The 26,862-nt window shown below is 51.8% G+C and carries 24 protein-coding genes and 1 pseudogene; 11 read left to right on the top strand and 14 right to left on the bottom strand.

All coding sequences use genetic code 11. The features are described 5' to 3' along the window. Positions 1-165: 165 nt before the first annotated feature. Positions 166-777: a TetR/AcrR family transcriptional regulator gene (locus BSZ31_RS13915; RefSeq protein WP_105029249.1), complete on the top strand. Its 612-nt coding sequence runs from the start codon at positions 166-168 to the stop codon at positions 775-777. Positions 778-799: 22 nt separating this feature from the next. Here BSZ31_RS13915 and BSZ31_RS13920 read toward each other — a convergent pair whose 3' ends face one another. From BSZ31_RS13920 to BSZ31_RS13945, 6 genes are all read right to left on the bottom strand, one after another. Further along, a complete protein-coding gene (locus BSZ31_RS13920; protein ID WP_105029250.1) occupies positions 800-1,666 on the bottom strand; it encodes an alpha/beta hydrolase in 867 nt (288 codons plus the stop codon). A 47-nt stretch (positions 1,667-1,713) separates the two neighbouring features. Beyond that, positions 1,714-3,411 carry a CocE/NonD family hydrolase gene (locus tag BSZ31_RS13925; protein ID WP_240605722.1) on the bottom strand — a complete coding sequence of 566 codons (1,698 nt, stop codon included), beginning with the start codon at positions 3,409-3,411 and terminating at the stop codon, positions 1,714-1,716. Positions 3,412-4,014: 603 nt separating this feature from the next. Continuing rightward, entirely contained in the window at positions 4,015-5,256 is a 1,242-nt protein-coding gene (locus BSZ31_RS13930; RefSeq protein ID WP_105029252.1) for an NAD(P)/FAD-dependent oxidoreductase, read from the bottom strand. A gap of 34 nt (positions 5,257-5,290) precedes the next feature. After that, positions 5,291-6,946, bottom strand: a complete 1,656-nt coding sequence (locus tag BSZ31_RS13935) for a GMC family oxidoreductase (protein ID WP_105029253.1) — start codon at positions 6,944-6,946, stop codon at positions 5,291-5,293. Next, positions 6,943-8,358 carry a cytochrome P450 gene (locus BSZ31_RS13940; protein WP_105029889.1) on the bottom strand — a complete coding sequence of 472 codons (1,416 nt, stop codon included), beginning with the start codon at positions 8,356-8,358 and terminating at the stop codon, positions 6,943-6,945. Before BSZ31_RS13940 ends, BSZ31_RS13935 begins: the two co-directional genes overlap by 4 nt. A 17-nt stretch (positions 8,359-8,375) precedes the next feature. Next, on the bottom strand, positions 8,376-8,696 hold the full coding sequence (locus BSZ31_RS13945; RefSeq protein ID WP_105029254.1) for a 2Fe-2S iron-sulfur cluster-binding protein: 321 nt from the start codon (positions 8,694-8,696) through the stop codon (positions 8,376-8,378). A 121-nt stretch (positions 8,697-8,817) separates the two neighbouring features. Here BSZ31_RS13945 and BSZ31_RS13950 point away from each other — a divergent pair, with 121 nt between their 5' ends. Beyond that, a complete protein-coding gene (locus BSZ31_RS13950; RefSeq protein ID WP_105029255.1) occupies positions 8,818-9,861 on the top strand; it encodes an AraC family transcriptional regulator in 1,044 nt (347 codons plus the stop codon). A 113-nt stretch (positions 9,862-9,974) separates the two neighbouring features. On the opposite strand, the gene BSZ31_RS13955 is transcribed toward BSZ31_RS13950, so the two are convergent. From BSZ31_RS13955 to BSZ31_RS13985, 7 genes and pseudogenes are all read right to left on the bottom strand, one after another. Beyond that, positions 9,975-10,421, bottom strand: a complete 447-nt coding sequence (locus BSZ31_RS13955) for a PaaI family thioesterase (protein ID WP_105029256.1) — start codon at positions 10,419-10,421, stop codon at positions 9,975-9,977. Positions 10,422-10,434: 13 nt separating this feature from the next. Further along, positions 10,435-10,881: a PaaI family thioesterase gene (locus BSZ31_RS13960; protein WP_205882397.1), complete on the bottom strand. Its 447-nt coding sequence runs from the start codon at positions 10,879-10,881 to the stop codon at positions 10,435-10,437. Positions 10,882-10,947: 66 nt separating this feature from the next. Further along, positions 10,948-11,967 (bottom strand): BtrH N-terminal domain-containing protein, encoded by a 1,020-nt coding sequence (locus tag BSZ31_RS13965; protein ID WP_206018612.1) that lies wholly within the window; start codon positions 11,965-11,967, stop codon positions 10,948-10,950. Continuing rightward, positions 11,968-12,837 carry a metal-dependent hydrolase gene (locus tag BSZ31_RS13970; protein WP_105029258.1) on the bottom strand — a complete coding sequence of 290 codons (870 nt, stop codon included), beginning with the start codon at positions 12,835-12,837 and terminating at the stop codon, positions 11,968-11,970. Positions 12,838-12,981: 144 nt separating this feature from the next. After that, positions 12,982-13,878: pseudogene (locus BSZ31_RS13975) on the bottom strand (integrase core domain-containing protein). Between the two features lie 105 nt (positions 13,879-13,983). After that, entirely contained in the window at positions 13,984-14,808 is an 825-nt protein-coding gene (locus BSZ31_RS13980; RefSeq protein WP_105029259.1) for a formylglycine-generating enzyme family protein, read from the bottom strand. After that, on the bottom strand, positions 14,801-17,230 hold the full coding sequence (locus tag BSZ31_RS13985) for an arylsulfatase (RefSeq protein ID WP_105029260.1): 2,430 nt from the start codon (positions 17,228-17,230) through the stop codon (positions 14,801-14,803). Before BSZ31_RS13985 ends, BSZ31_RS13980 begins: the two co-directional genes overlap by 8 nt. 108 nt (positions 17,231-17,338) lie before the next feature. Between BSZ31_RS13985 and BSZ31_RS13990 the strand changes: the two genes are divergently transcribed. Next, entirely contained in the window at positions 17,339-18,427 is a 1,089-nt protein-coding gene (locus BSZ31_RS13990) for a glutathione S-transferase family protein (protein ID WP_105029261.1), read from the top strand. Next, entirely contained in the window at positions 18,421-18,987 is a 567-nt protein-coding gene (locus BSZ31_RS13995; protein WP_105029262.1) for a TetR/AcrR family transcriptional regulator, read from the top strand. The genes BSZ31_RS13990 and BSZ31_RS13995 overlap by 7 nt, the downstream gene beginning before the upstream one ends. A 23-nt stretch (positions 18,988-19,010) precedes the next feature. On the opposite strand, the gene BSZ31_RS14000 is transcribed toward BSZ31_RS13995, so the two are convergent. After that, positions 19,011-19,604: a TetR/AcrR family transcriptional regulator gene (locus BSZ31_RS14000; RefSeq protein ID WP_168426997.1), complete on the bottom strand. Its 594-nt coding sequence runs from the start codon at positions 19,602-19,604 to the stop codon at positions 19,011-19,013. Between the two features lie 115 nt (positions 19,605-19,719). Between BSZ31_RS14000 and BSZ31_RS14005 the strand changes: the two genes are divergently transcribed. The 7 genes from BSZ31_RS14005 to BSZ31_RS14035 are packed head-to-tail and all read left to right on the top strand — an operon-like array spanning position 19,720 to position 26,822. Next, positions 19,720-20,850, top strand: a complete 1,131-nt coding sequence (locus BSZ31_RS14005) for a glutathione S-transferase family protein (RefSeq protein WP_105029264.1) — start codon at positions 19,720-19,722, stop codon at positions 20,848-20,850. Beyond that, positions 20,847-21,596, top strand: a complete 750-nt coding sequence (locus BSZ31_RS14010) for an SDR family oxidoreductase (RefSeq protein ID WP_105029265.1) — start codon at positions 20,847-20,849, stop codon at positions 21,594-21,596. The genes BSZ31_RS14005 and BSZ31_RS14010 overlap by 4 nt, the downstream gene beginning before the upstream one ends. Before the next feature lie 7 nt (positions 21,597-21,603). Beyond that, a complete protein-coding gene (locus BSZ31_RS14015; protein ID WP_105029266.1) occupies positions 21,604-22,407 on the top strand; it encodes a peptidyl-prolyl cis-trans isomerase in 804 nt (267 codons plus the stop codon). Then, the gene (locus tag BSZ31_RS14020; RefSeq protein WP_105029267.1) at positions 22,404-23,408 is read left to right on the top strand and encodes a HupE/UreJ family protein; all 1,005 of its coding nucleotides are present in this window, start codon (positions 22,404-22,406) and stop codon (positions 23,406-23,408) included. Before BSZ31_RS14015 ends, BSZ31_RS14020 begins: the two co-directional genes overlap by 4 nt. Then, on the top strand, positions 23,401-24,219 hold the full coding sequence (locus tag BSZ31_RS17645) for a DUF3604 domain-containing protein (protein ID WP_105029268.1): 819 nt from the start codon (positions 23,401-23,403) through the stop codon (positions 24,217-24,219). The genes BSZ31_RS14020 and BSZ31_RS17645 overlap by 8 nt, the downstream gene beginning before the upstream one ends. Continuing rightward, positions 24,207-25,742 carry a DUF3604 domain-containing protein gene (locus tag BSZ31_RS14030; protein WP_105029269.1) on the top strand — a complete coding sequence of 512 codons (1,536 nt, stop codon included), beginning with the start codon at positions 24,207-24,209 and terminating at the stop codon, positions 25,740-25,742. The genes BSZ31_RS17645 and BSZ31_RS14030 overlap by 13 nt, the downstream gene beginning before the upstream one ends. 12 nt (positions 25,743-25,754) lie before the next feature. Further along, positions 25,755-26,822 carry an MBL fold metallo-hydrolase gene (locus BSZ31_RS14035; RefSeq protein WP_105029270.1) on the top strand — a complete coding sequence of 356 codons (1,068 nt, stop codon included), beginning with the start codon at positions 25,755-25,757 and terminating at the stop codon, positions 26,820-26,822. The last annotated feature ends 40 nt before the right edge of the window (positions 26,823-26,862 follow it).

Raw genomic sequence — 26,862 nt, forward strand, 5'->3', positions numbered from 1 at the left:
CTCTACAAAAACCGGGGCGGTTCAGTTCAGGGAAATTGGAATCACTTCCAATACACAGTGGCGCGTCTGATACTGATGACGGTAAAGAGAATGGCGTTGCAAGGGGCTTCCTGATGTATGTTGGGGTAAAATCAAACTGCTAAAAATAACAATCAGGGGGAGCTTGTGAGGAAAAAGCGTCAGTCTACACCGGTAGCCCAAGCTGACAGACAATTTGTTTTGGCCTCCGCGGCGCGCCTTTTTCGCGAACAGGGTTATGACCGTACCACGGTCAAGGAAATTGCCGAGGCCTGTAACATGCTCCCCGGAAGCCTGCATTATCGCTACCAAACCAAGGAGGACATTCTGGTTGATCTCATGCGTCTGGGCTTGGAGCAAGTATCTAACGATGTCAGCAATGCTGTTGCGGGAGTATCCGAACCCGCTGAACAACTGCGCCGTGGTATCAACGCACACTTACAGTTATTGGTCAGTGGCTCAGATATGGTTTATGTGCTGTTGTTCGAGTGGCGATCCTTACGTGGCAATGCTCGAAAGGAGATGATCAGCCTACGCGATAGCTATGAAGCATTGTGGGCAGCGATGCTGAAGTCACTGGCCGACCAAGGTGTTATTCGCAAGGATGTTGATCTAGACTTGCTGCGATTGATTGGACTGGGCGCTCTAAACTGGGTGGCTACCTGGTTTCGTGACGGTGGTCGCTATTCTCTCGAGGAAATCGGTACTTTCGTTTGGACGATGATAAGCGGTGCCGTGTTAGAAGAGCGTCGAGATTGATTATCGAGTCAGATCGGGACCACTACAAATCACTTTCCAGGAAGAGATAAAGCCCCTGAAGCGACTTCAACGATGTCGGGGCTCTACACCCCTTGTTAATACCTGCCAGGAAAGCATCAATCACCTCTATAGTGTATTTCTCAGTCCGATATGAAAAACCCAGTCCTGCAAAATTCAAATGCGTTGCATCGTCAATGACAGCCAACCATTTGCACCCGGCGGACATATTCTTGAAAGGCTGTGTCCTGTGTTTCCACGAATTACCGCTCAATTCATCATCCCTTGTCCCTGTTATTGATAGCAAAGGCTTTTGTATTGGACTCCATGATTTCGCATTAAAAATTGCACCCTCTCCTTGAGGTGAGAGTGCAATATAAGCATCGAATCGATCCTCACCGCTTAAGTCCATCAAGTTTTTAGCGCCAGCCTCCAACATCACAGTGGCTGCTCCCATCGAATGCCCCAACAGTACCGAAAACCCCGAATCACATTTTTTCTCTGCCCACGATTTGGCAATACCAATGTCGACGAGTCGCTCTTTATAGGCCTTTGAATTGGTAGTCAATTGAATCAAACCATCCTCAAGCCCATGGTCTTTTCGCAAACGGGTCAATGCCGATTTGTCGCTCAGACGATGGGTTGGAATCACGGTTAAAAAAGAGCTTGATGCAAAAAACTCACCGAGATAGGAATACCCTCGCTCATTGCCACCTGCGCCATGCGAAACCACGACAACACCTTTACAAGTTTTTGATGAGGGAGGATAAACATGGGCATTAAGCTGCGCATCGTTGGGTGCAGGGATAGACACAGATAGAACTGATTCGCCCAAAGCCAAAGCATGAAAAACCAACAAAAGGGAGGCAACAATTAGACGCCTTGCAGTCATCCCCAACCTCCCTCTGTCAGTTCAGTAATTAGTGTACGAAAGATGGCTCATTGGCTCAATGCACTTGTTGGTACAACAGGCAACACAATCTTTGAACGATGCTCGTCGCTATTCAATATATTGATTGCACCCAATAAACCACCGAGCAACTGCGGCACTGGTTGCAAACCTTGCGGCAAATTACTTGAATTGATCGACACCTGAAGTTGATGCCCTTTGGGTATAACTGCTGCGGTCGAGAAAATCTCTACTGGCAACAACATTGGTGCACCAGGCTGTACTGGCAACACGGCCTCTTTAGTAAATGGATGCCACGGCTGAATTCGCAGACCGTTCATAAACCTGGATTTTGTGTCATCCACGGCCCGATGTGATGCCGTTAGCAATCCATTGCTGATTGATTTTGATCGACCGGTTGCTGGATCATAACTAGATAGACGGACCGACAATGCAGCCTCCCGGCCTGTGGTGGTAATCCAAACATCTGCGGCGATCGGTCCATTGATATAAAGATCCTCAGTAAGTACCGGCGTTCTGAAATTGGCCGATGGAATCTGATTGAAGGTGTCCTCCGTGTTGCAAGAAATCGGAAGTAAACCAAGAGCCCCTGCTGTCCACTGGCTGGTCGAAGAGGAACAAAGACCGAAAAGCGGCGCCTGGAGAATCACACTGGATGCCTCCATCGCTTCTGCTGGTTCTGGCTTCAACGATTTGTCGCCACGCAGATAAAACTCGGTGGCCTGGACACCTGGATGAGGCCAATCACTGGCTGTCACATATTTTTCATGCCCCAGCACATACTGTGTCACGTTGGGCAACTTGTCCGCGCCTACATCCATGCCTTTTAAGTACTGATCAAACCACATCAACTGAATTTGTTGCAAAGTAGGAACCCCGTCACGAGGCAACCCATCGCTTGGAATTCCGGCAGATTCAATATGCGTCCAAGGCCCTATCAATAGTTTGGCTGTGGTTTGGCCCTTTAACTGCTCAAACCACATGGGCTCGCTTCGTTGGAAGAGGTCACGAAGGCCGCCCACGATGAAAGTGGGCACCTTGATGTTGTCAGCCTGTTCAAGCGGAGAACGGGTTTTCCAAAACTCACCATCAAATGCTGTTTCATTTTCGCCCAAAAGCGCCTTGAGAATTGTTGGCACCTGAAATTGAACAACCCCATTCAATAGGTGCGACACCAACAACTCAATCCCCCGGGCCGGGTCCGTTTGTAAAGCATCAAACGGCACCACGCCAAGCCCGGTCACCAACCCCATCCATAGCGGTATAAAGGTCGGGTTGACTTGTCCTCCAGTGAACACAATGTCTCGGTAACCATCACCAATCGGCACTATTGGAAACGCAGCTTTAACCGCAGGGTGATTTTTCGCAGCCGTTAAAATCGCGCTGATACCCAAATAAGAGACTCCGTACACACCCACTGTTTGGTTGCTCCACGGTTGAGAAATCACCCAATCTACAACCTCGGAATAATCACCCTGCTCTTTCTCCCCGAACGCATCCCAAACGCCCTGTGAATTACCCGTACCTCTCACATCAACAACGACTGTGGCGTAACCTCGCTTCACCATAAATGGATCAGCTCCCCCGATCGCAGGCACAAATGCACCCGCCGCCTTGTTGTAAGCGGTTTGTATCAAAATGGCGGGATACGTTTCAGCGGGAATGGGTTGAGCAGATTCGTTTGCAGGCAAAGTGACTGTGTAGGCCAGTTCAATGCCATCGCGCATGCGAATAAAGCCTTTGGGCAAAGTTACGGTTGATGGGAAATCTTCGGCGCGCTCATAACTAGTCCATTGACCCTCATTTGCCTCAATCACTTGCACCGGTCTGGACTGACTTGACCGGGTGCCCAACATCAAGACGGTTCTCGTCGACTCACTTGATGCAGTTACACCCCCGGTGCTAGCGGGGTTTTCGCTGTCATTGGAATCGGAGGTGCAGGCGAACAGTAGGAAACAGAAAACAACCGTTAACACTTGTACAATTCGGATTGGGATTCGGCTTACATTCATATGTTGTCTTACTAGTTAACATATTATTTACTGAAATGTTGAACAGTCCCGGTTTTCGTTGAGGCCAATTTGCATAAGTGCAGGTATATTCCGCCTACTAACCGATTCGTTGATCGTACTTAAATCTGCGTCGGGAGAAAAGTCTATCAGAGGCACCATCAGTCGATGGCAATTGAACCAATCTTTGCAGACTTCCCTTGTCATGCGAACTGCTCGCCTGCAAAGCTCAGGGGCGAATTTGAATTCGGGTTTGCTGATGATGGCACCATTGTGTCAAACAACGGAGTCTCACAAATCTCAGAGCGGTTCAAAATTTCGTTAGGTAGCTATTAGGAGCAATGTTAGATCCGCATCCGGATTGCTCAATAGTTCAGTATTCAAAATCATACGTCGCTGAACCAGCTGCTTTCCGACCATAAAAGCGATTGGCAAATTTACCGCGTCTACCGCGATGACGCAGCCGTCGCGCAAGTAGAACACCACAAATCCCTTATCCGCCGGGCTACCATGCATGACACGCTGATCATGGCCTTGTGACAAGCCGACCATCTGCAGACGAATGTCATACTGATTCGACCAGAACCACGGCACGCTATCGTAGGGCTTGTCCTCACCCATCAATACTGCTGCGGCAGTACGCGCCTGATCAACAGCATTCGCTACCGACTCCAGCCGTAGTCTGTCTTCAAAAAAAAGATTGCGATGGCGTGTGCAGTCTCCGATCGCCAGAATGGCGGGGTCATCGGTGCGAGTAAACTCATCGACGAGAATACCGCCATCGCAGGTCAGGCCGGCGGCCTCTGCCAGTGCGGTATCTGGTATGACGCCAATCGAAACAAGCACGATATCCGCCGACACCGTGTCGCCATTGGCCAACCGGACCCCGGCAACAAACCCGTGATCCCCGGTTTCGAACCCGGTCACCCCTGTATCCAGTCGTACATCCACCCCGGCATCACGATGTCTGGCATAAAAAAAAGCGGACATCTCCGGCCCGGTAACCCGCTGCATCAGACGCCCGGCAGCTTCCAGCACCGTAACATGGACACCCTTCTTGACTGCGCTGGCGGCGACCTCAAGGCCGACGAAACCGCCGCCGACTATAACCAGACGTTTGCCCGGAACGAGCACCTCACGCAGGGCATCCGCGTCAGCCATGTCATGCAAATAATAAATGCCCTTCAGCTTGGCCCCCGGCGACGTCAGGCGCCGAACCTGTGAGCCAGTGGCCAGGACAAGGCGGTCGTATTTGATCTTACTGTGATCGGATAATCTGACCGTCTTGCTGTCTCGGTCGATCTGATCGACACGCACACCGAGCCGCAATTGATAACCTGCATTTTCGTATACCGAGCGTGGCTTCAGGTACAGTGATTCCTGCTCAACCTCACCGGCCAGATAATTCTTCGACAGAGGTGGTCGCTGGTACGGTGGATGTGGTTCTTCACCGATCAGCACCACCTCATGCTGGTACCTGCCTCGCAGCAAGGCGGCCAAAAGCGCACCTGCTGCATGCCCACTCCCAACGATGACTGTCACCTCTTGCGATTTATTCGCCATGGCCTCTCTCAGACTGATTTATGGGAAAGTTTTTTCAGGCGCCGGATGTCGCGGCATCCTCAAGCATCATCGCGGCGCCCTTCTCGCCGATCATGGTCGCCGGTTGATTGGTATTGCCACCCACCAAGGTCGGCATGATCGACGCGTCGATCACCCGCAGACACTGCACGCCATGCACTCGCAAACGCGGGTCCACCACTGCCAGCGAATCGACGCCCATTTTGCATGTACCGACCGGGTGATATGCCGATTCAGCGCTGCGCCGCACCCAGTCTGCGAGGTCTTGGTCCGACAACAGCGCCTCTCCGGGGGAAACCTCGACATCATGGTGCGGCGCAAAGGCCGGCTGTACCAGAATCTCGCGCACCATTCGCACCCCGCGAACAAGTCGCTCAACATCCGCGGGGTCGGACAAATAGGCGGGATCGATCAGCGGTGCCGCATGGGGATCAGCGCTGTGCAGACCGACTCGGCCCCGTGACAAAGGCCGAAGCCCATAGATCATGACTATGTAGCCATAACCACTCATTGCGGTCTTAATGTCCCGTCCGTGATTAGCGTACAGCATGGGCCCGAAGTGTAGCTGCAGATCGGGAATCGGCTCTTGCGGCCGGGAGCGGATAAACCCGCCAGCCTCGGCGCCGTTGCTGGACAGCACCCCGCGCCGACCAGCCAGATACTGCAGCACGGCCCATAATCCCTTGAGCCAGTAGCTTGGATGCATCGAAATACCCAGACGGGTGCGTGCCCGGGCACGAACAAACACGTCGATATGGTCCTGAAGATTCTGCCCCACCCCTTCCAACGCGTGACGCACCTGAATGCCGTGCCTGTCAAGTTCCTCACGCGGACCGATTCCGGATAACATCAGCAGATGCGGCGAATTGAACGCGCCACCGCAGAGTACGACCTCGCGCGCTGCTCGAATCTGTACTAGGCCCGTCCCGCTCCGATACTCCACACCGACAGCACGTGTCCCTTCGAGCAGTACTCGGGTGACATGTGAACCACTTCGTACAGTCAGGTTCGGGCGTCCTGACGCCGGCTCAAGATAGGCGCGTGCATTGCTGCATCGCGCACCATTTTTCTGATAGGCGTAGTAGAAACCTACACCCTCCTGATGATGGCCATTAAAGTCGCTGTTGTGGCGGTGTCCAGCCTGCTTTGCAGACTCAACAAACACCAGACTAAGGGGATTGGTATAGCGGCGTTCAGCAACATTGAGTGGACCTCCCCGACCATGGAACGGCACATCAAGCGGATTCAATGGCGGCTCGAAATTCTCCGACTTCGTGAAATAAGGCAGCACCTCTTGGTATGACCATCCCTGACAACCCAGTTTCTCCCATTCATCATAATCTTGAGCATGACCACGGATGTAAACCTGAGCGTTGATGCCGCTCGACCCACCAAGCATCTTACCCCGAGGCTGGAACAACGAACGACCATACATATGCCGCTGCGGCTCAGTCTTGAACTGCCAGTTGTAACGACGGCTGAACATGAGTTGCAAGAATCCCAGAGGTATATTCACGAAGGGGTTATGACGACTCTCTGGTCCGGCCTCGAGCAAAAGTACGGAATAAAGACCACTCTCGGACAGCCGGTTAGCGACCGCACAACCTGCCGAGCCAGCCCCAACCACCACGTAGTCAAACTGCTCTGACGCTCGCCCGCCCTGATGGCTCATCTACTCTTCTCCGTCAACTTCACCATCAGCTTTGAATAGCCGCGTACAAAGTTTGATTGAACAAGCTCCGGCTCGCCAACGACTTCGATGTCATCGAAACGCTTCAGCAACTCCTCCCAAAGAATGCGCAGTTGAAGTTCAGCAAGGCGATTACCCATACAACGATGAACGCCATAGCCAAACGACATATGATTTCTTGCATCATGACGGTCGATGATGAATTGATCGGGATTTTCAAATTTTCGTTCGTCACGATTTCCTGATGCATACCACATCACAACACGGTCACCCTTCTTGATGGTCTGACCATGCAGCTCGACATCCTGTGTAGCAACGCGACGCATATGCGCAAGCGGGGTTTGCCAACGGATGATTTCCGAAACCATATTAGGAATCAGCCCCGGATTTGCCTTAAGCTTAACGAATTCTTCGGGAAACCGATTTAGGGCGAGCACGCCACCACTCATAGAATTTCGTGTGGTGTCATTGCCACCGACGATGAGTAGCGCTAGGTTACCAATAAACTCCATCGGACGATTAATCAGGTCTTTGGTGTCCTCGTTACTCTGCATCATGCTAATCAGGTCGAAGCCAACCTTTTCGCCGGCTGCTCGATCAGCTTCTTTGTTGCGCCAAAGGGTTGAGAAGGACCACGCCATATCCGCTGCATCGTCAAACATGACATCTTCATTGGTAGATTCACCACCTGTTGCCGATGACGCACCCGATAATCGATCTGACCAGCCCACAAGCTTATGGCGTTCTTCGTAGGGAAAATCTAGTAAGGTTGCGAGCATCCTAGCGGTTAGTTCTTTCGATACCTTGGGCACCCAGTTGAAAGGCTCATTCAGCGGAAGGCTGTCAAGCACCTCGCCGGTACGGCTACGAATCAGCCCCTCTATTTCTCTCAGATTTTGAGGCGCCACGACGCCTTGAACTGCCCGTCGCTGCTTATCATGCCGAGGCGGATCCATGGCAATAAACATTTCGACGGACAAACCATCCGGGGGATCTCCCAGAACGATTTGAGGCTCCGAGGAAAACAACTGATGATTCTTATCCACATATAAAATATCATCGAAGCGTGTTATCGACCAGTATGGCCCGAACGGGCTATTTTTCTGGTAATGAACTGGAGCCTCGTCGCGCAGCCGCTTGAAATAGGCTGAGCACTTGCCTTGTCGGTAAAGAAACGGATTGCTGGCGTCAATCTCCTCAATGGAAAGCGTAGTAACGTCAGGCAATGGGGATTCGACAAAATGGAGCATAGGGGTTTTAGGCCCAATAGTTTTTCTCTTTGCCTTCATCAATACTTTTAGCGCCCTAATCTGCAAGTTCATGGGCACGATTTTGGCCGTAGCATTAATTACCTTTGTCTGAATCGTGCCACTCATGCTTGATTTCGTTGTCATAAATCGCTCCACTTTTTTCACATCTGGAATTCTGGCAAGTAAACAATCATGCCATCCATTTCTTCAGTAACCTTGACCTGGCAACCAAGACGCGAAGTGTCAGTCCGCTCCGGTGTCATGGATAGCATTTGCTCTTCGACATCCGCGATCTCACCGGTTCTATTGAACCATTGACCGTCAACAACAATGTGGCAGGTGCCGCACGCGCACTCTCCGCCGCAATCCCCGTCAATGCCTGGCACAGCATTGGTGACGGCAATTTGCATCAAAGTAGAGCCCACATCAAGCTTGGCGACATGCTCGGTGCTGTTATGCTCAACAAAAATAATCTTCCCCAACGCTTTTCTCCTTTATCTCTACGAGTGATCATATTATTGATGCATCCTCATGTAGAGGAGGTCATTTCTTGACAAAATAGAGGTCATTTGGAGACAATTTAATTTTACAAGAGCCCTCTCAATGACACATCACACCAAAACAAGTGTCGACTCGGTGAAGAATATTCCGTCCAATTACTCACGGCTTATAGCGCGTGAGCTCGGGCTAACAGCTAGGCAATTGCCGGAATTACTACAAGGTACCGGTCTTAGGGCCGCTCAGCTGTTGAGTGATAACGGTCTGATCACGTCGGCTCAGCAGATACAGATTCTACGCAACGCACTGGCGTTGTCGGGCCGACCGGGATTCGGACTGCGGCTGGGCAGACGCTTGACACCGGCAACTCATGGCACGATGGGCTTTGCTGCCTCCAGCAGCCCGAACCTGCTCAGTGCATTTCAGGCCATACACACTTTCCTGCCCACTCGTGTTGGTGTTATCGAACTGCGTTTGTATGAGACTGAGGATAATCTTGAATGTAGGGTGACCTTCAAGATACAACTGGACAACGATCTGCTTCGTTGCGTGGCAGAGTTGATTGTCACTGTGCTACTTAATTTCGGTGAATTTATTTTAGGCCGTGCTTTGGAAGAGGCAGAGATTGGATTTACCCATGTAGCGCCTGAATACCAAGCGATCTATGCAGAGTATCTTTCCGGACGAATTGATTTCTGCCGCGAACAGTTAACACTCAGATTGCCGATGGCGTTGTGTCTTGAGCCGAATGCTTCAGCCAATCATGAAAGCTATCAACTTGCTTTGCAGCATTGTGAGGTCTTGCTAGAGCAACTTCAAGCGCAGACATCGAGCTATCAGAACCGCCTTAAGAAAATGATGTTATCCCGTCCGCCCGGCACACTAAGTGAGGAAGAAGCCGCCGCTACTCTTTTAATGAGCAAACGCACCCTTGCGAGGAAGCTGAAGAAAGAGCAATCCAGTTTTCGAAAAATTCGTGAGGAAATTCTCTCCAATCAAGCGGCTAGTTATTTGGGTGAAACTACTCTATCGATCGAAGAAATTGCCGTGCTGCTGAACTACCACGACAGCGCCAACTTCAGGCGTGCATTCAAGCGCTGGTTTGGCCAACCCCCCGATGATTACAGGCGTATTGCCAACTCACTTTGATAACGCTGAGGCCCAAGATCACCGCCTCAGACTACTCAGCCGCAAACCACACAGAAGCTGCGGATTGGGGAGCAATTCAACACGGTCGATAGAATTTTCTCTTCAGGGCCGAGCTATCGGGTATAAATAAATCGGCCCATCGCCACCAATGTCTGATTTTGATAGATTTCTACTGATGTGATGATGAATCGTTTGCCTGATCGGATGACTTGAGGCACCGCACATATGGTTCCGGCGAATGCCGGGCGCAAGTAGTCGAAGGTCATACTTTGGCACTGAGGCTCGCTATTAAGATCAAGAATCCCTATAACATGCAAAGCAGCGCTGATCTCACCAAAACTGGCCAAGATTCCACCATGGAAGGTACGCAATAAAGGGTTGCCCATATGCTGATCGCGGAATGAAAGCTGATAACTTACGTCATCAGCCGAATTAACCAGCTTCATTCCTAAAAACCCTACAAATGGATTGTCTTCCAGCAGTTTTGCTTGTGCAGGATTTAACAATGCAACTTTGTCTTCTCTGTCATTACCGACACGCTTTGTACCTACATCAGCCATTAATGCCCGCCTTTTATTGCATAGAAGAATCAAAGCCTGGACCAAGTGTACCCACAGCAAATGACCCAGACACCGTCGCCAAAAGCCGATCATCTCGATTATTTATTGCTCGGCCACGAACATAAGCAATATCATTCTTGATCGCATAGCACTCCACCTCACTGCTTACTGAGTCTCCCGACACAGCCTCTGCGATGAAGTCGACTCGCAGATCTATTGTAGCAATCGCCCTCATATCACCGAGTTTGGAGAATATTGCCAAACCACAATTTGTATCAAGCAGAGTCACGATGACGCCACGATGCATACTACCGTTGCGACCTGTCAAAAACTTCTGGTGACAGATGGTCATCACAGCCTTACCCCCGCAAATTTCCTCTACTTCCACACCAAGTGTATTGAACAGTGGGTGTGAAGCACCGAAAAAACTCTTTGCCATTTCAAGATATCGATCAATCATTCAGCGTTACCTCCAAGATACCTACTCTTGTTCAGGCCATTGAGCAAAGCCGGCCACATTACTTGGTCAAGATTCTGGAAAAATGGAGAGCGCGCTCTCTGCGTAGCAATGCTCATTAATGAGAACATGATTTATCGCAGCTTCAATTTTCTCATGGGGAAATACAGAAGCCTCGGAACCCGCTTTAAGCACTGCTGCCAAATCTGACCACGCTGCTGCCGAAGCACGCATTTTCCGAACCAACCCGCCACGCTCCACCTGAGGTAAATGAATCTGCGCCTCCTCCAGGAACTCCGAGTAAATAGTGCGAAAGCCTGAACCACCCGTGCCTCTCTTCTCGATCACCTGATAAGCAAATCTCAGGTTCCAACGCCAGTTCGGATCAGCCGCCCAGCGCGCCAACTCTGCAATCCAAGTATTCAGAGCCGCCAGCCCGCTATGGCGATTACCCCGCATCAGGCTGGAAGCATTGTCAAAGATAGCCCGTCGAATGCTCAAAGGGGATACTTCTGCGTCAATACGCAACGGAGCATACATGTTGCCATAATGTACAAAGGGTTCCGAAGTGGAGAAGCGGGAGTCAGCAAGCTTTTCTAGAGGCACTGGTATTAGACCAGGTCGCTCGGTGTCACTGACGAAAACCTGACTACGCAGCGGATCAATTTGCCAGGCAACGATAGCATGCCCCGGAAAGTGGGTTTTACTGTTGAAATAAGGGAGGTGAAAGATGTCCGTGAGTAACAATGCTGGACGCCCGCTCAGCAAAGCTACATTGAGGGCGTCGCTCGCCCGCGTTTTGTCCTCGAAAACATCCCAGGCAAATGGCACGCCCAAAGTCGAGAATACCTTCTCCTCGAATCCCATGGAGCGAACATGAACGATAAATGGCGTTGACGACCCTGGCACCTCAACATACGTAATGCCAAGCCCAGCGCCAAGACCAAAGCAACAGGCCTCAGTCATAGTCAGACCATGAAACTCCAGCAAATCCCGAATCGCAGAACTACCACAATGCCGCCCAGGTGTATGGCTATGAAACTCTGAGGATGACTTTGCAGTACCCGAGGACGGCTTGATCATGCTCATTCACACGACCTCCTTGACAGCGAGGTCACCGTAGACTGCTGCGGACGCGCGCATTGGATCACCATGTTCACCATATTCTTCCAGCCAAGCGGCCACCTTCTCTGGCATACCGGTTTCCCAAGGATGAAACCCGGGTCGAAACCACGCAAGAAATTCTGGCATCATACAAGTGACAACTCCTCTACGCCCGTACAACCGATTTAGTCCACGCGCTACCACGCCGGGTTTTGTCAAGACACCATCCAGACGCAGCATATTGATAAAGACAGGCGCCACCACCACATGCATTATCAACATTGCTGTCACTAGCGCAGAGACGCGCATCATGTATCCACCTCCAGCTACGGTCTGATAAAGATCATAGGCCACTGCCTTGTGTTCAACCTCCTCCACACCATGCCAGAGAAACATCGCCCGCATAACCGGATCGGCCTCGCGAAGCATGTCAGTGTCTTCCCGTAGCATGGCCTCACCCAGCGTGGCGGTGAAATGCTCGAATGCAGCGGTCATCGCCAACTGATATTTTTTCGGAAGGTACTTTTGAGAAGTTCGAATAAAACGCCGCAGATTTGTGGTGACCCGCTCGACATCTATCCCTTGCCCGGCCATTACATCGTTAAAGCGATCGTGAATGATGCCATGTTGCCCTTCCTGACGAATAAAGTGACGAATATCCTCTCGAAGACGAGATTCGTTCACCTGATCCTGAAAGTGGCGCACTGATTGGATAAAAAAGCGCTCGCCCTCGGGAAAATGCACCGACAAAGCATCGAAAAACCTAGTTAGCACTGGATCACCACCATTCCAGTGACGCTGCACTGCCGAAACGTCAAAGGAAACCTTGCGAGGTCGGATAGGTACGGCTTTCATGCTGAACTCCTTAGGCTGCTTATACTATTTGATCGGAACATCATTTGATAATGATTGGAATTATATTGGTTGACCAACCAAATGTCCATAATTTGATATGCAAGTATTAAAACGGGCTTGAAAGTAGAACGGAGCAGGTCTTGTTTAGTCGGACAGTTTTCGTGGATTTATAATAAAGATCCAGTCCTGCGGGTTAAGCGACCAATGCCGCACTTTGTTGATGAAATACACCTCGCCTGAGGTTTTGTACTCCAAAGCCTGGTGGCCTCGACCGGTATTGTAAAACGCACTGTACTCGTGCAAATATTTTCTTGCCTCCGAGGTTGTTTCGTAGGCCCGAAGGTAAACCTCCTCGTATTTCACTGTGCGCCAGAATCGCTCAATCACCACGTTGTCGCGCCAACAACCTTTGCCATCCATGCTGATTTGAATATCGTGGCCCTTTAGCATTTCAGTGAACTCCAAACTGGTGAATTGAGTGCCCTGATCGGGTTTGACGATCTCGTGCTTGCAGTATTTGGTGATCGCTTCTCGAACCGCTTCGACACAGAAATCAAGATGCATGGTGTTCGACAGCCTCCAACTGAGCACTTTCCTGCTGCACCAATAGATGACTAGGCACAGCAGTTACAGAAAGCCGCGTTTCATCGGAAGGTAGGTGATATGCACAGCACTCAGATCGGGCGATGCGAAGAATCTTGGCCTGTTCGCTCATCGAAAATTCGTAGTTTGTATCAATCATCGCTTTGAGCTCAGCAAACCCACCTTGATGAGCGCACTTTCTAAAAAATCATTCTCCGATGTCAGCTCGCCAATTCTTGCATGCAAAACTTTCACAACGACTGTGGATTCGGCGGGTTTAGTGGCACCAAATGCTGTGGAAGCAGCTTGCAGCAATTCAGCTTTCCACTGGGCAATTTAGGTGGCGTGGTCATCGTATTTCTGGGCAAGCTCGGCAAGTGGTTGTTCGCCTAGAACTGCCTCTAGCGCCACCTCGGCTTTAAACTCAGGCCAGTGGTTTCTGCGTGGTCTGCGACTCATGATTTTTCCTTTCCTGACCAACATTATTGACCCAAAAAGCAGAGCTCTCATCTTTTATCCACCTGTCCAAATTCGCCGAACCTGCTCCTGAAAAAGATTCCCAGCTTACTTGGGTGATGCGTCGTAAACGCAACGAAAACCAATGTGAGAGGTGCTGCTGGCCCCTGCAACTCCGATGCGCGCAGCTGGCCGGTAACGCAAGCAATATTCCGCAGCGCACAGGTGCGAGCCGCCTTTCAGGGCAAACAGAGTGTTCCAATCTTGCTGTGGACTGCATGAACAACAGGTGGCGGGCTCGATGAATCCTGATTGGGTCCATTCCCACACATTGCCTATCATGTCGTGCAAGCCGTGGCCATTGGCAGGGAATTGCCCAACCCGAACCGTGCCGGGTTTACCACCGGGGGCGTAATACCATGGAAATGCGCCTTGCCACACCTGTGCCATGCGCTGGCCATCTGGTGCAAATTCATCGCCCCAGGCAAATTGGGCATTGCGCAAACCGCCGCGCGCCGCAAACTCCCATTCAGCTTCTGTGGGCAAGCGCCCACCCGCCCACGCAGCAAAGGCCTTTGCATCGTCAAGGGCCACATGCACCACAGGGTGCTCGTTGAAATCGCCAGGCAATTCAGTGCCAGGGCTTGGGTCGTGCCAACACGCACCCGGCACCGCTTTCCACCACAGGTCAGAATTGTTCAAAGGCACAGGGCCCTCGGTCATTTGAAACACGTGGGAATGCCCCCGGCGTTCGGCCAGGGTGAGGTACCGTGTGGCCTCCACAAATTCTGCAAAATCTGAATTGCGCACAGGAAAAACATCAATTGCAAATTCACACACCCGAGCTGCGCGCTCGGGGCGTTCCTCGGGATAGTGGCGATTCGAGCCCATTCGAAACTCGCCACCCGAGAGCATTTTGCAGTGCCTAGACATTCAATCCCATTTGGCTTAAGAAGCGCAACATTTCGACCGGATTGACTTTACTGGTGTCCACATCAATTGTCACCTTGCCCAACTTGCCTTGAAAAGGATTGGGGCCTTTGTAGCGGGTTGATACCTGGTTGCCCAGATCAGAACCCACAGTAAAACCATCGTAACTGGTCGAAAACAGCACGCGCTTGAAGGTATGCTTGGCCACCTGTTGACCGTTGACAAACAAAGCGCCCTCGCCATCAAATGGGCGGCCAGTCATGCGCTGCTGATACCTGATTTTCAACTTGCCCTCAGGCAAAACCGAACTGGATTCTATTCGTTCCACGTACGGCACCAGGCTTTGTTCATAACACAGCTTGCCATCTTGAATGTAAAGCACCCAACCTGCATATTTGGCCCCTTGGGCCAGCAGCACGCCATCGCCCGCAACATTGCTGCGTTCACATTCAAGCTCAATGGTGTGCGACAGGCCACACACGATTGGCGCTACATCCCGCGCCAAACGCTCAACAGGCGGGTAAAAATCCCAACGCGCTCGCAATCCTTTTTCTTGCCTGTCTTGCACCAGACGAAGTACCAAATTGCGGTCATCGAGTGGCAACACATTGTACTGTTGCGCCGCTTGTAACCATTTGTTTTTCAGGCGTTCTACGACCTCTGGAAACTGGTTCGCCAGGTCTGTGCCCTCAGCGGGGTCTTTGCTTAAATCGTACAGTTCCCACACATCGTCTTCGAAAGGTTTTCCACGCGTGTGGCGTGCCACAGCGCGCCAATTGTTCTCCATGTAAGCACGGTGGCCACCCAACTCAAAATACTGCTCGCTGCGGGTTGGGCTTTCAGGTTTGCTGAATGTTGGCAATACACTTTGGCCTTCAATGGGTTTTTGAGCTTGCCCTTTGTACACGGTCGGGCGTTCAACCCCAGTGGCCTCCAGCAAGGTGGGGAACAAATCCACCACATGTACAAAGTTGTCGCGCAATTCGCCTTGCGCAGCAATACCTTTGGGCCAACTCACAATCAGGGGGTCGGCCACACCACCCAGGTGCGCATACTGCTTGTACATTTTGAAGGGAGTATTTGATGCACTGGCCCAGCCCATTGGGTAGTGAGGATAGGTGCCCTCCTCGCCCAGCACGTCATACAGCTGCGCAGCTTCCTCCACAGGGATTGGACGCCCGAATGCAGGCGCAAACACATTCGGCGTGCCGGTCGGTGTTCCTTCCGGAGAGCCGCCATTGTCAGAGAACAGCACCACAATTGTGTTTTCACGAACACCCAGTTCTTCGAGGCTGTTCATCAAACGCGCAATATTGTTGTCCATATTGCTCATCAGGCCGGCATACACCTCCATGTAGCGGGCTGTAATTTTTTTGTGCGCCTCTGGCAACTTGTCCCAGCTGTCCGAACCAAACGAAAGTGGCGGCAGTTCAACCGTATCCGGCATGACTCCCAAGGCTTTCTGGCGCGCGAGTCGTTCGGCGCGAATCACATCCCAGCCTTTGTCATACTGGCCTTGGTAGGCATCCCTTTCACGGGCCCGCGCCTGCAAAGGCGAATGGGGCCCTGGATAAGCCAAATGCAGGTAGAAAGGCCGCCCTGGCTCAAGTGCCTGCTGGGTACGAATGTAGGTAATGGCACGGTCGGTGAGGTCATCACATACAAAGTAATCAGGCGTGTCGGGCGGTTCAACCGGCGCGATGCCGTCGAACAATTCCGAGGGTTTGAAATAATCGGTGGAATGCCCCTGAAACCAATAAGCCCGGTCAAAACCGCGTTGCGTGGGCCAATTGTCGTAAGGCCCGTTTGCACCTGTGGTGTGCGCATTGTTCAAATGCCACTTTCCACTCAGAAAAGTGGACCACCCTGCCGCTTGCAACACCTCAGCCAAAGTGGCCGCCTCGTGCGTTAAATCACCTCGATAACCCGGGTAACCAGCATCAATGTCGGCCAACCAACCCATGCCCGCGGAATGATGATTCAGGCCTGTGAGGAAGGAGGCCCGCGTGGGCGAACACATGGAGCAGGTGCGAAAGTTGGTGTACTGCAAACCGGTTTTTGCCAAGGTATCGATGGAGGGTGTTTTTATTTCACTGCCATAGCACCCCAGGTCGGAAAAACCACAGTCGTCCAGCAAAATGACGACCACATTGGGCGCACCCTCTTTCGCCTTTACTTTGCTGGCAGTGGCGGGCCGGGAATCCTGAAAGGACAGAGCCACCTGTGCAGCCTCGCCTTCAGGCAGGGCTTTGGGTGTCATCAATGCACGTGCTTTGGTGTTGGCCACATGCGCACCAGTGGCAGCCACGCCCACAGTGGCTGCACCCACAGCAAGGCCCGACAGGAATGCGCGCCGTTTCAAACGTTTGGGGGACAAGCCTTCTGAATTGCTGCCATCGTTTTGATCATCATTTTGCTGCGTCATGCTTGTCCCCTATTTGAATTGAATGTGTCTTTTGTTCTAGCTCTTAACTAGTGACACTATTTGTGTCACTATATACAAAAGAAATTCGAATCTCAAGGAGTCGAACACATGGCAATGCCAAAAGTTTTGAAAGTTCATGGTCTGGATCTTTCTTATTTCACGGGAAAGCTTGAAGCGTACTTGCGCGGCAAACAAATTCCTTACGAACTGATTGAAATGGACACTGGCGATTTCAAACGTTGTGGCAAAGCCACCGGGGTGGCGCAAATGCCCCAGGTGGAATGGCTCGATGGTCAATGGCTGAGCGACACCACATTGATCATTGAATTTCTGGAAGCCTTGAAACCAGAAACATCCGTATTGCCGGAACACCCCACGCTTTGCTTTATTGCGCAACTGCTGGAAGATTTCGGTGACGAATGGCTTTGGCGCCCAGCATTGTATTACCGCTGGGCCCACGCGCAAGACGCAAGGCTGATGAGCCACCGCCTTGCAGATGGCATGATGCGTGACGTACCGCTGCCCTTTTTCATGCGACGCTGGGCCATTTTAAATCGACAGCGGCTGCACTTTTTGTGGCTTGATGGCGTGCGGAAAAGCACTGCGAAACGCGTTGAAGCACATTACCTGGAAACACTGGATGCTCTTGAGACAGTGCTTGAAAAACAACCATTCGTTCTCGGCCAACGCCCAACATTGGCTGACTATGGGCTGTATGGCAGCATGTTCCGGCATTTTTTCTGCGACCCCACACCAGCGAGAATCATGCGGACTCGCGCCCCGGCCGTGCATGAGTGGGTTGCGCGTCTGTGGAATACAACACTGGCTGACTACAACAGCACGCCATTTGCGGGGCAGTTGCCCGGAGAACTAACGCCCTTGCTGAACATCGTTTGTGCAGAATTTTTACCCTATATGCAAGCCAATGAATTGGCCATTGAACAAGGCGCTCGCCAATTCAAATTCAGCAGCCAAGGTGCACAGTTCAAAATACCCACACAACGTTACCGTGCCTGGCGTTACCAGCGCTTGAGAAATCGATATCAGGCACTGGAGCTCTCAATCCAGCAAGAAATAAACGCGTGTTTTCCCGAACTGGGCACAGCCTTGAGCAAACCTGTAACATGCCCGATAGAGGCAAGAATCAAGGGCTTGCCCATAAGCACACCCACAACAATGACAAGTAGAACATGGTGAAAGTAGACGGTCGCACTACACGCGGACAAGCCAATAGAAAACAGATTGTTCAGGCACTGATTGAACTGATTAGAGAGGGCCATCCAGCGCCCACAGCGGAAATGGTTTCAGCACGAGCCGGGGTAGGCCTGCGAACAGTGTTCAGGCATTTCAAAGACATGGAAACCCTGTACAGGGAAATGACCAATGAGGTGGATGCAATTGTTGCCCCTGTGTTGGTCACACCGGTCATGGGCAGCAATCTGCACGAAAAACTGATGCATGCGATTGAGCGACGCGCCGACATGTTTGAAAAGCTGGCTCCGCTACAAGCTGCGAGCCTGGTGCACTTGCATGAATCCAAATACCTGCGGGACAGGCAAGCCAGCACTGTTGAGCTACAACGCCACCTGCTCAAGGCGTTTTTACCTGGCGAGATAGTTAAAGACAAAGCCCTGTTTGAGGCATTTGATTTGGTAATGAGTATTGAAACCTGGTTGCGACTTCGTCGAGATCAAAAGCTCAGCGTGAACGCAGCCAAGAAAGTTCTTCAGCGCAGCGTTGAGCAACTGTTGAAATAAGTGCTCTGTTACAAAACGAGCGATTAAATCAGGCGGTCAAGGAGGGCATCAAACTGCGCAATGCCTTGGTCTTGAGACACCACGCCATCGCGAATCAACTGGCGAATTCCCCAAAAGGAGAGAATAACCATCCAGACGAGGCCAGTGGCCGCTGCCTGATCCAGACCTTTGGCTTTGCGCATGGTTGGAACCCACAACTTCAAAATGACGCCTCGAATTCCCAAACGAATGGTTTCAAGCTCAGGCGAATTCAAACCTGAACCGGCAATCAATTGCCACAGCGCATCGCCCTTGCCCACTGGCATGTCCAGAGAAACAAACACCGCAGCACGTATGGCCAGCTTGATGTCATCGGGATTGCTGGTAATTGCAAGCGCGGTACCTTGCATCGTATCTGTGAAAATAGCCCACGCAGTCGCACCCAGCAAACTTTCCAGATTCGGAAAGTGTTGATACACCAACTGCCGGCTTACGCCAGCCCGCTCAGCCAGCGCACTCATGTTCAACACACCCCACCCCGCCTCTTCCACCAGCTCTGCAGCAGCATTCAGCAGCGACTTTCTGCGATCGTCTTTGCCAAGGTAAGGCCTCTTTTCCTGGGTTACGCGTGTGTTCATTCCAATGTGCAGCAAGGTCTCAATGCCTGACAGTGTGCCACACATTCAAAGAAATTGACATAGTGTAAATATTAATGTTCTAATTAATTATTCGAAACCCGCAAACAAGGGTCACATGAGACAAACCTACACTTTGTATGGCTGGCATTTGTCCTATTTCACGGGCAAGGCGCTATGCTATTTGCGCTACAAACAAGTTGATCATGTGATCAAGGCTGTCAACCTGTTTACTTTGACCCGAACCATCAAGAAAAAAACCGGTGCGGCTGTAATGCCAGTGTTGAAAACTCCCTCAGGCGAATGGATACAGGACACCAGCGAGATCATTGACTACATTGAGTCGCTGCACCACATGAACCCGGTAACACCCAACACCCCCGTGCAGGAATTTGCCTCCACTTTACTGGAAGCTTGGGGCGATGAATGGTGGGTGCCAATTGCCATGCATACACGCTGGAACTACCCGGAAAATTTCGCCTTGTTTGAACAAGATGCGGGGAAAGCCTTGTTGCCATGGGCTCCTCGTTTTTTACAGAACAAAGCGGCTCAACGCCCGGCAAAAATGCTGCGTGGGATGTTGCCATTCGTTGGAATAGTGCCCGAGCAATACAACACCATGAATGAATGGACGGTACACATGCTCGACGCATTGAACCGGCATTTCGAGCAGTTGCCATTTTTACTGGGCGAGCGCCCAAGCCTGGGCGACTTCGGTTTGGTGGGCACCATGTATGGCCACCTGGGCCGTGACCCCTGGCCCAAACGCGAATTGATAGAACCAAGAACCCATTTGAATGCCTGGCTGGAACGCATGAAAAACCCAGCGGTGCATGCCGACAAACTCCTGTTGGGCAACGATGAAATTCCTGCAAGCTTGAATCCGATTTTCAAATCGGTCTTCGAAGAATTCATACCAATGGTGGCACAGGTTGGCGAGTTGGCCACGCAGTATGCGCAGCAAAACGGATTGAATCAACGCCTGCCCCGACGCATTGGCGAAGTGACGACCACCATGGGCGGAAAACCCTTCAAGCGCGGCGCCCTTCCCTACATGATCTGGATGATGCAACGCGCCCTGGATTGCTATGCCCACATGGCAGACAGCGACAAACACGATGTTCGCACCTGGCTGAAACAACACAACGCGGAACATATTCTGCGCCTTAACCTGCCTCGTGTAGAGCGCAGGGCATTGACTGTGGCGGTGACTGCATTGCCACCAAAACACATGGAGAAAGCAGCTTGAGCAAAACAGTGGTTATCACAGGGGCCTCATCGGGTATTGGAAAAGCCTTGGCCCTTGAATTTGCACAACGGGGTTGCAACCTTGGCCTGGCTGCACGCAGGCTGGACAAACTTGACGCGCTGCGTGCCGAAATCGCACTGCTGCCAGGCTGCCAGAATTTACAAGTCGAGATCATTGAACTTGATGTCAACAACACAAGCGCTGTGGGGCCAGCATTGCACACCCTGTTCAGTCATTTAAACCAGGTTGATGTGGTCATCGTGAACGCTGGTGTGAACAAATTAACCGGCATAGGCAAGGGTCAGTTGAATGACGAGTTGGGACTGATGCAAACCAATTTGCTGGGCGCGATCGCCACCGTGAATGCTGCCGTAGAGTGGTTTAAACAAGCCGGTGGGGGTCATGTGGTGGGTATTTCCTCGCTGGCTTCGCTGACCCCTATTCCAAAGCAAGCTGCCTATTGTGCAACCAAAGCCGGATTCTCAATGTACCTGGATGCTGCAGCGATCGAACTGAAAAAATACAAAATTGATTTCACCAAAATTCTCCCAGGCTTTGTAAAAACCGAAATCGTGGATGACATGGACAAGTTTCCATTTCTGGTGTCGGCTGAACAGGCCGCCCGGGAAATGGCCAATCACATTGAGAAACGCCGCAGTGTGGGCGTGGTGCCCGGCTACCCTTGGAAACTGTTGAAACCCCTGTTGGCCAACATGCCCACGGGTGTATGGCGTTACATAAAATGAACAGGCCATGAAACCCTCCTATTCCGTACTTGGATTCTTTGCAGTGGCCATTCTGATCGGTGTACTCGAATGGCACAGCGGCGAGCAGGCTGCCAACAATGAACTGGTAGTAAGCGAGGCACAGCGGGCCTTTGTGCGCGAACAGGTGCTACAGGCAGGCACGCCGGCCGCTGGTTCTGCAAACTACGAACAAGCAATGGCCACCTACATCGATGAAGAAATTCTTTACCGGGAAGGCTTGAAGTTGGGTTTGGAAAAAGACGATTTGATTGTAAAGCGTCGCGTCGTGCAAAAAATGCGCTTTCTGCTGGAGGATATGACCCCAATAGCACCCCCCACCGAAGCGCAACTTCAAACCTGGTTGGATCAAAACGCACAACGCTATCAAACCGAGCAAACCATTGTGTTTGATCACCATTTCTTTAGCCGCGGCAAACGTGGTGACGAAGCAATATATCAGGCAGGCCTTGCTCGCAACGACCTGCTTGCTGGCCAGCAAATCATTTCTGACCCCTTTCCCTTGCAAACAGGTTCTGAGTTACTGAGCCGGGAAAGGATCACCAAAGAATTTGGTGTTGCCACCAGTGACACAATTTTTGACTTGCCCCTTGGCGAGTGGTCGCAAGCGGTGCAATCGCCGCTTGGTGTACACCTGTTCAAGGTGAACCAGAAAAATGCAGGCCGCACCATGACGCTTGAAGAAGCCGGCAGTCAACTTCGGTCCGACCTGATTGCGGCCCAACGAGAAGCAGTGAACGACGCAGGTCTGGCTGCCTTGCGCGCCACCTACACCATCAAGGAAGCACCATGAACAGGCTGCTTGTTGCATGGGCGCTCTGCATCTGTTTACTGGGTGCAGGAGAAAATGGCTACGCACATGAGATGGGTACCTCTGCATTGATTGTGCATGAAGGCACTCCGGGTACAGGTCAGTTTGTATTCAAACGCACTGTGGGTTCAGACGACAAAATACCTCCGATTGATTTTCAATTTGCGCCAGCCTGTGAATTGCGGGATGTCAGTACAGAGTGGGAAGGCAACACAGAACTGATACAACGCGGCAATTTTTTTTGCAGCAGCGCATTGGCCACGCATGAAATTATTGCAAACGGATTTACCCGCCTTGCACCCGACCTTATCGTTCTTGCCAGCCCACAGCAAGGTCAGCGTATTCACGCAGTGTTGACACCGAAACAGGCCAGTATTTCGCTGGGAACTGACACCCGGAGAACACCGCCTCTGGAATATCTCAGCATCGGAATTGAACACATTGTGTTTGGTTTTGATCATGTATTGTTTGTTACCGGGCTTTACCTGCTTTGGAAAAAACGAAAGCAAAATGCAAAGCAATTGATTGGGCAATTCACCCTGTTTACCGTGGGGCACAGCCTGACCCTGGCTTTGCTGGTGTTGGGATGGATTGCAGTACCCACCCGCGCGATTGAGGCCTGGATTGCACTGAGCGTGTTGTGGCTTGCCTGGGAACTGGTGCGAAAAGCACCCGCTCAACCATCGAATTGGTCTCACCTGCTATTGATCGCTGCCTTTGGCCTTTTGCATGGCTCGGGCTTTGCCCTTTCAATGGAAGAGCGCGGATTCCCGGAAGACGCCCTGCTCAGCACCTTGCTGCTTTTTAATTTGGGCATCGAGATTGGCCAATTGTGGATCGTCACCGTGCTGGCCACAGCATTCACTCTGCTCGAAAAAACCCACCTGCCCAATTACACACGCTTTGCCCAATATGCCCTGACCCTGTGTATTGGCGGTGCGGCTTTGTACTGGACGCTTGAAAGGATTCACAGCTATGTATAAACACTGCACAGTTGTGCGCAGATTATTGCCAGCGCACTTGTTGATACCCGCCCTTCTCGCACTAAGCCTTTCAGCCTGCCTGAACTCCAGCGACACCAACGTGGCCCGAACCGATACACCCACCACGGTAAGCCCCGCAGAGCGCCCAGAAGATGTGGAATGTGTTGGCAGCAGCGTGAGGAAGCAGGCTTTTTTTGGTGATTTACACATTCACACCAAACTGTCGTTTGACGCTTATTTTTTCAATTCAATCAATGGTCCACGAGAGGCATACCAATTCGCCAAAGGTGAAAACGCCTTTCTGCCGTCCGGGGAGGATCCGGATACACCCATGCGGCAAATCAATATTGGCCGCCCACTGGATTTTGCAGCCGTCACTGAACATGCCGAACAACTGGGTACCTTTTCCAATATCTGCGAACTGCAGGGAAACGTTCCGGCAGGCACCAACCCCGCTTGCAGTGCCCTGGGGCAAGTAATTCGTGACAACGTCTCTGTGTTCATTACCGGCAATGTGCCTTTGTACCTGCAACTGGTCACCAGTGCAGGCAGCCGGGTGCCCAGCACACGAACCTGGGAAGAAATACAGGCTATCGCCAACGCTGAAAACCAGCCCTGCAAATTCACCACTTTCAATGGTTATGAATTCTCATCCAACAAAGGCGGCCAGGTACTGCATCGAAATGTCATTTTCGAAGGCACCAAAGTACCAGCCGATGTGATCAGTTCAATTCCACCCATTCCCACCACCGACAACACCAACGACGAATGGGGCTTGTTTGATCGACTGAAAACCGAGTGCTTGATGTAGAGGGTTGTGATGTAGTAACCATTCCCCACAGCACCAACCAAAGCGATGGGCGCTTTGCCCGTGTACGCCAGCCGGATACTGGCCTGCCATTGGCCAGAAACAACGCCGCATTAACTGCAGCCGATGCCACGTTGCGCAACACCCTTGACCGTTTGTTCGAGATTGTTCAGCACAAGGGGGCCAGCGAATGCATCACCGGGTTTAACAAAGGACTGACTGGCGGCGAGGAATCGGGTTGCGGATTTGAAGAATGGAAAACCCTGTGCAAAGGCAATTCAGACGACCCTGCTGAATGCGCCAAGGTGTGCAAGGGCACTGCCAACGACCCGCTGTTTTGCCAGGTCAACCGGCTACAAGGCACAGGAAAAAGCATTCACGCTGCCAGCGAATGCACGGGCAGCGACATTGGAGGCTCAACCCCGGCCGATTGTACAGCCCCACTGGATTACGCCCGTAACGTATTGCCGGAAGGCAGTGCGATTGCACGCAAGCTGGGGGTGAACCCTTATCAATATGGTTTTATTGGCTCAAGCGATACGCACAACGGCATCGCAGGCAACACCGACAAAACCAAATTTTCGAAAAACTCGGGCCATGGCGGTGTGCTGGATGATGAACCCCATGAGGCCTTGGGCAACTGGGAATGCAAGCAGCGGCCATTGCCCACCGACTCCATCACCGGTTTCAAATTGCCATTTAGCACCGAATCGGCCGCAGACCCCAGCAACTGCGAAGAACGGGTATTCAACCCGGTGGCATCCAATTTCACACCGGGCGGACTGGCGGGCGTGTGGGCGCGAGAAAACACACGAAAGGAAATTTTCGCAGCCCTTAAACGCAGAGAAACTTTTGCCACGTCGGGCTCGCGCATGCGCATTCGAACCTTGGCATCAAGCAAGCCCTTCCCCAGCAATATTTGCGAACAATTGGCCGCAGGTGCCAGCCCGATCGAAGAAGGTTTGGTGGAAGGTGTGCCCATGGGCGGCACGCTGGAAGTAAAAAACAAGGGCCCCTACATTGTGGCCTACGCCATTCAAGACCCGGGCGGCGAAGAGGCCGGTGTACCCCTGCAACGGCTTGAGTTGATTAAAACCTGGGCCGATTCAAAGGGCGATCTGAAACAGCAAGTTCTAAAGCTGGCTGAGAATGCCAACGCCCCACAACCCAACTCCGATTGCAGCATTCAGCAACAAGGCCCGGAACAAATGTGTGCGGTGTTTCATGACACCCAATACCAGGCCAGCACAGGTGCCAGCTACTATGCACGCGCACTTGAAAACAACTCCTGTCGCTGGACAACAAAAATGTGTACAGCCAAAGGCGTGCAATGCGAGGCGCTACAACCTGGAAATGGCCTGTTTTCCGCACAAAGTGGTTTTGCAGGGTTTGAAGGTTGTTGTCGCATTGAAGGTGAACCTGGAAATTTCCGAGGAGACTTCCGTTTCATTACCCAGCAGGAACGCGCGTGGAGCTCACCGATTTGGGTAGAAAGCCCGAAACAGGCAATAAACAACAAACAATAAGCAGGAACAAACATGGTCAAGAAACTGATGATTGGCGCTGTCACACTAATCGCCACGGGTGCCGCTGTGGCTTACGTTCAGCGCCACGAGATCACCTTGGCCATGATCGAGAAAGTGGCCAGCAAACGCATGCAAGACCCAATCGCTGCGCTCAGCGACGGCTTGCATGTTGGGCTGTGTGGAACAGGTTCCCCCTTTCCCGACCCAGATCGGGCAGCGCCCTGCACTTTGGTCATCGCGGGCAAAAACATGTTCTTATTCGATGCAGGCAGCGCAGCCGCAAAACAGATTTCCACCATGGGATTCTCCACCGGTCAACTCAAGGGCGTATTTATTACGCATTTTCACTCGGACCACATTGATGGTCTTGGCGAAGTACTCATGACCCGTTGGGCGCAACACACCGCCGGGCAAAAATTAACTGTGCATGGCCCCAGTGGAATGGAAAAAGTGATGAAGGGTTTTGAAACGGCTTATCAACAAGACACGACTTACCGCACGGCGCACCATGGCGAGGCAACCATGCCGCCCGAACTGGCTGGTGCCGATGTGAATGAATTCACGGTACAAAAAGGAATCTACACCACCGTACTGCAACTGCCCGATTTACAAATTGACGCTTTTGCGGTGAATCACCAGCCCATCAACCCCGCGGTCGGTTATCGAATCACTTACAAAGGCCGAATCGTGGTGCTCAGTGGCGATACCACCAGCGACGCGCAAGTCAAAGACGCTGCCCGCAACGCCGACCTTTTGGTGCATGAAGCACTGAGCCCTGAATTGGTAGCCCGCCTGCAAGAGACCGCCATCAAGAACAATCGAAGCAAATTGGCCAAAATTTTCTCGGATATTCCCAATTACCACGCCACCCCACTAGATGTGGCTGTATTGGCGCAGGAGGCCGAGGTTGGACATGTGGTGTTAAGCCACATTGTGCCACCCTTGCCACTGCCACCCTTGCGGGAAATATTCCTGGGCAAGGCACCCGATGTGTTCAAAGGGCCCTTCCGCATCGGGGAAGATGGTGATTTCATCAGCCTGCCCACGGGCAGCAAGGAGGTGATTTACGACCGGAGATAAAAGTTTTTTCCAATTCGACAAGATTTCTTGTTACATTTGA

The organism is Limnobacter sp. SAORIC-690 (assembly GCF_002954425.1).
Taxonomy (GTDB): Bacteria; Pseudomonadota; Gammaproteobacteria; order Burkholderiales; family Burkholderiaceae_B; genus Limnobacter; species Limnobacter profundi.

Excerpts from the sequence above, each read along its gene's own strand:
- BSZ31_RS13920 (WP_105029250.1), bottom strand. The coding sequence starts at position 1,666 with ATGACTGCAAGGCGTCTAATTGTTGCCTCCCTTTTGTTGGTTTTTCAT.
- BSZ31_RS13925 (WP_240605722.1), bottom strand. The coding sequence starts at position 3,411 with ATGCGCGATGGCATTGAACTGGCCTACACAGTCACTTTGCCTGCAAAC.
- BSZ31_RS13930 (WP_105029252.1), bottom strand. The coding sequence starts at position 5,256 with ATGGCGAATAAATCGCAAGAGGTGACAGTCATCGTTGGGAGTGGGCAT.
- BSZ31_RS13935 (WP_105029253.1), bottom strand. The coding sequence starts at position 6,946 with ATGAGCCATCAGGGCGGGCGAGCGTCAGAGCAGTTTGACTACGTGGTG.
- BSZ31_RS13940 (WP_105029889.1), bottom strand. The coding sequence starts at position 8,358 with ATGACAACGAAATCAAGCATGAGTGGCACGATTCAGACAAAGGTAATT.
- BSZ31_RS13950 (WP_105029255.1), top strand. The coding sequence starts at position 8,818 with ATGACACATCACACCAAAACAAGTGTCGACTCGGTGAAGAATATTCCG.
- BSZ31_RS13955 (WP_105029256.1), bottom strand. The coding sequence starts at position 10,421 with ATGGCTGATGTAGGTACAAAGCGTGTCGGTAATGACAGAGAAGACAAA.
- BSZ31_RS13960 (WP_205882397.1), bottom strand. The coding sequence starts at position 10,881 with ATGATTGATCGATATCTTGAAATGGCAAAGAGTTTTTTCGGTGCTTCA.
- BSZ31_RS13965 (WP_206018612.1), bottom strand. The coding sequence starts at position 11,967 with ATGAGCATGATCAAGCCGTCCTCGGGTACTGCAAAGTCATCCTCAGAG.
- BSZ31_RS13970 (WP_105029258.1), bottom strand. The coding sequence starts at position 12,837 with ATGAAAGCCGTACCTATCCGACCTCGCAAGGTTTCCTTTGACGTTTCG.
- BSZ31_RS13980 (WP_105029259.1), bottom strand. The coding sequence starts at position 14,808 with ATGTCTAGGCACTGCAAAATGCTCTCGGGTGGCGAGTTTCGAATGGGC.
- BSZ31_RS13985 (WP_105029260.1), bottom strand. The coding sequence starts at position 17,230 with ATGACGCAGCAAAATGATGATCAAAACGATGGCAGCAATTCAGAAGGC.
- BSZ31_RS13990 (WP_105029261.1), top strand. The coding sequence starts at position 17,339 with ATGGCAATGCCAAAAGTTTTGAAAGTTCATGGTCTGGATCTTTCTTAT.
- BSZ31_RS13995 (WP_105029262.1), top strand. The coding sequence starts at position 18,421 with ATGGTGAAAGTAGACGGTCGCACTACACGCGGACAAGCCAATAGAAAA.
- BSZ31_RS14000 (WP_168426997.1), bottom strand. The coding sequence starts at position 19,604 with ATGAACACACGCGTAACCCAGGAAAAGAGGCCTTACCTTGGCAAAGAC.
- BSZ31_RS14005 (WP_105029264.1), top strand. The coding sequence starts at position 19,720 with ATGAGACAAACCTACACTTTGTATGGCTGGCATTTGTCCTATTTCACG.
- BSZ31_RS14015 (WP_105029266.1), top strand. The coding sequence starts at position 21,604 with ATGAAACCCTCCTATTCCGTACTTGGATTCTTTGCAGTGGCCATTCTG.
- BSZ31_RS14020 (WP_105029267.1), top strand. The coding sequence starts at position 22,404 with ATGAACAGGCTGCTTGTTGCATGGGCGCTCTGCATCTGTTTACTGGGT.
- BSZ31_RS17645 (WP_105029268.1), top strand. The coding sequence starts at position 23,401 with ATGTATAAACACTGCACAGTTGTGCGCAGATTATTGCCAGCGCACTTG.
- BSZ31_RS14035 (WP_105029270.1), top strand. The coding sequence starts at position 25,755 with ATGGTCAAGAAACTGATGATTGGCGCTGTCACACTAATCGCCACGGGT.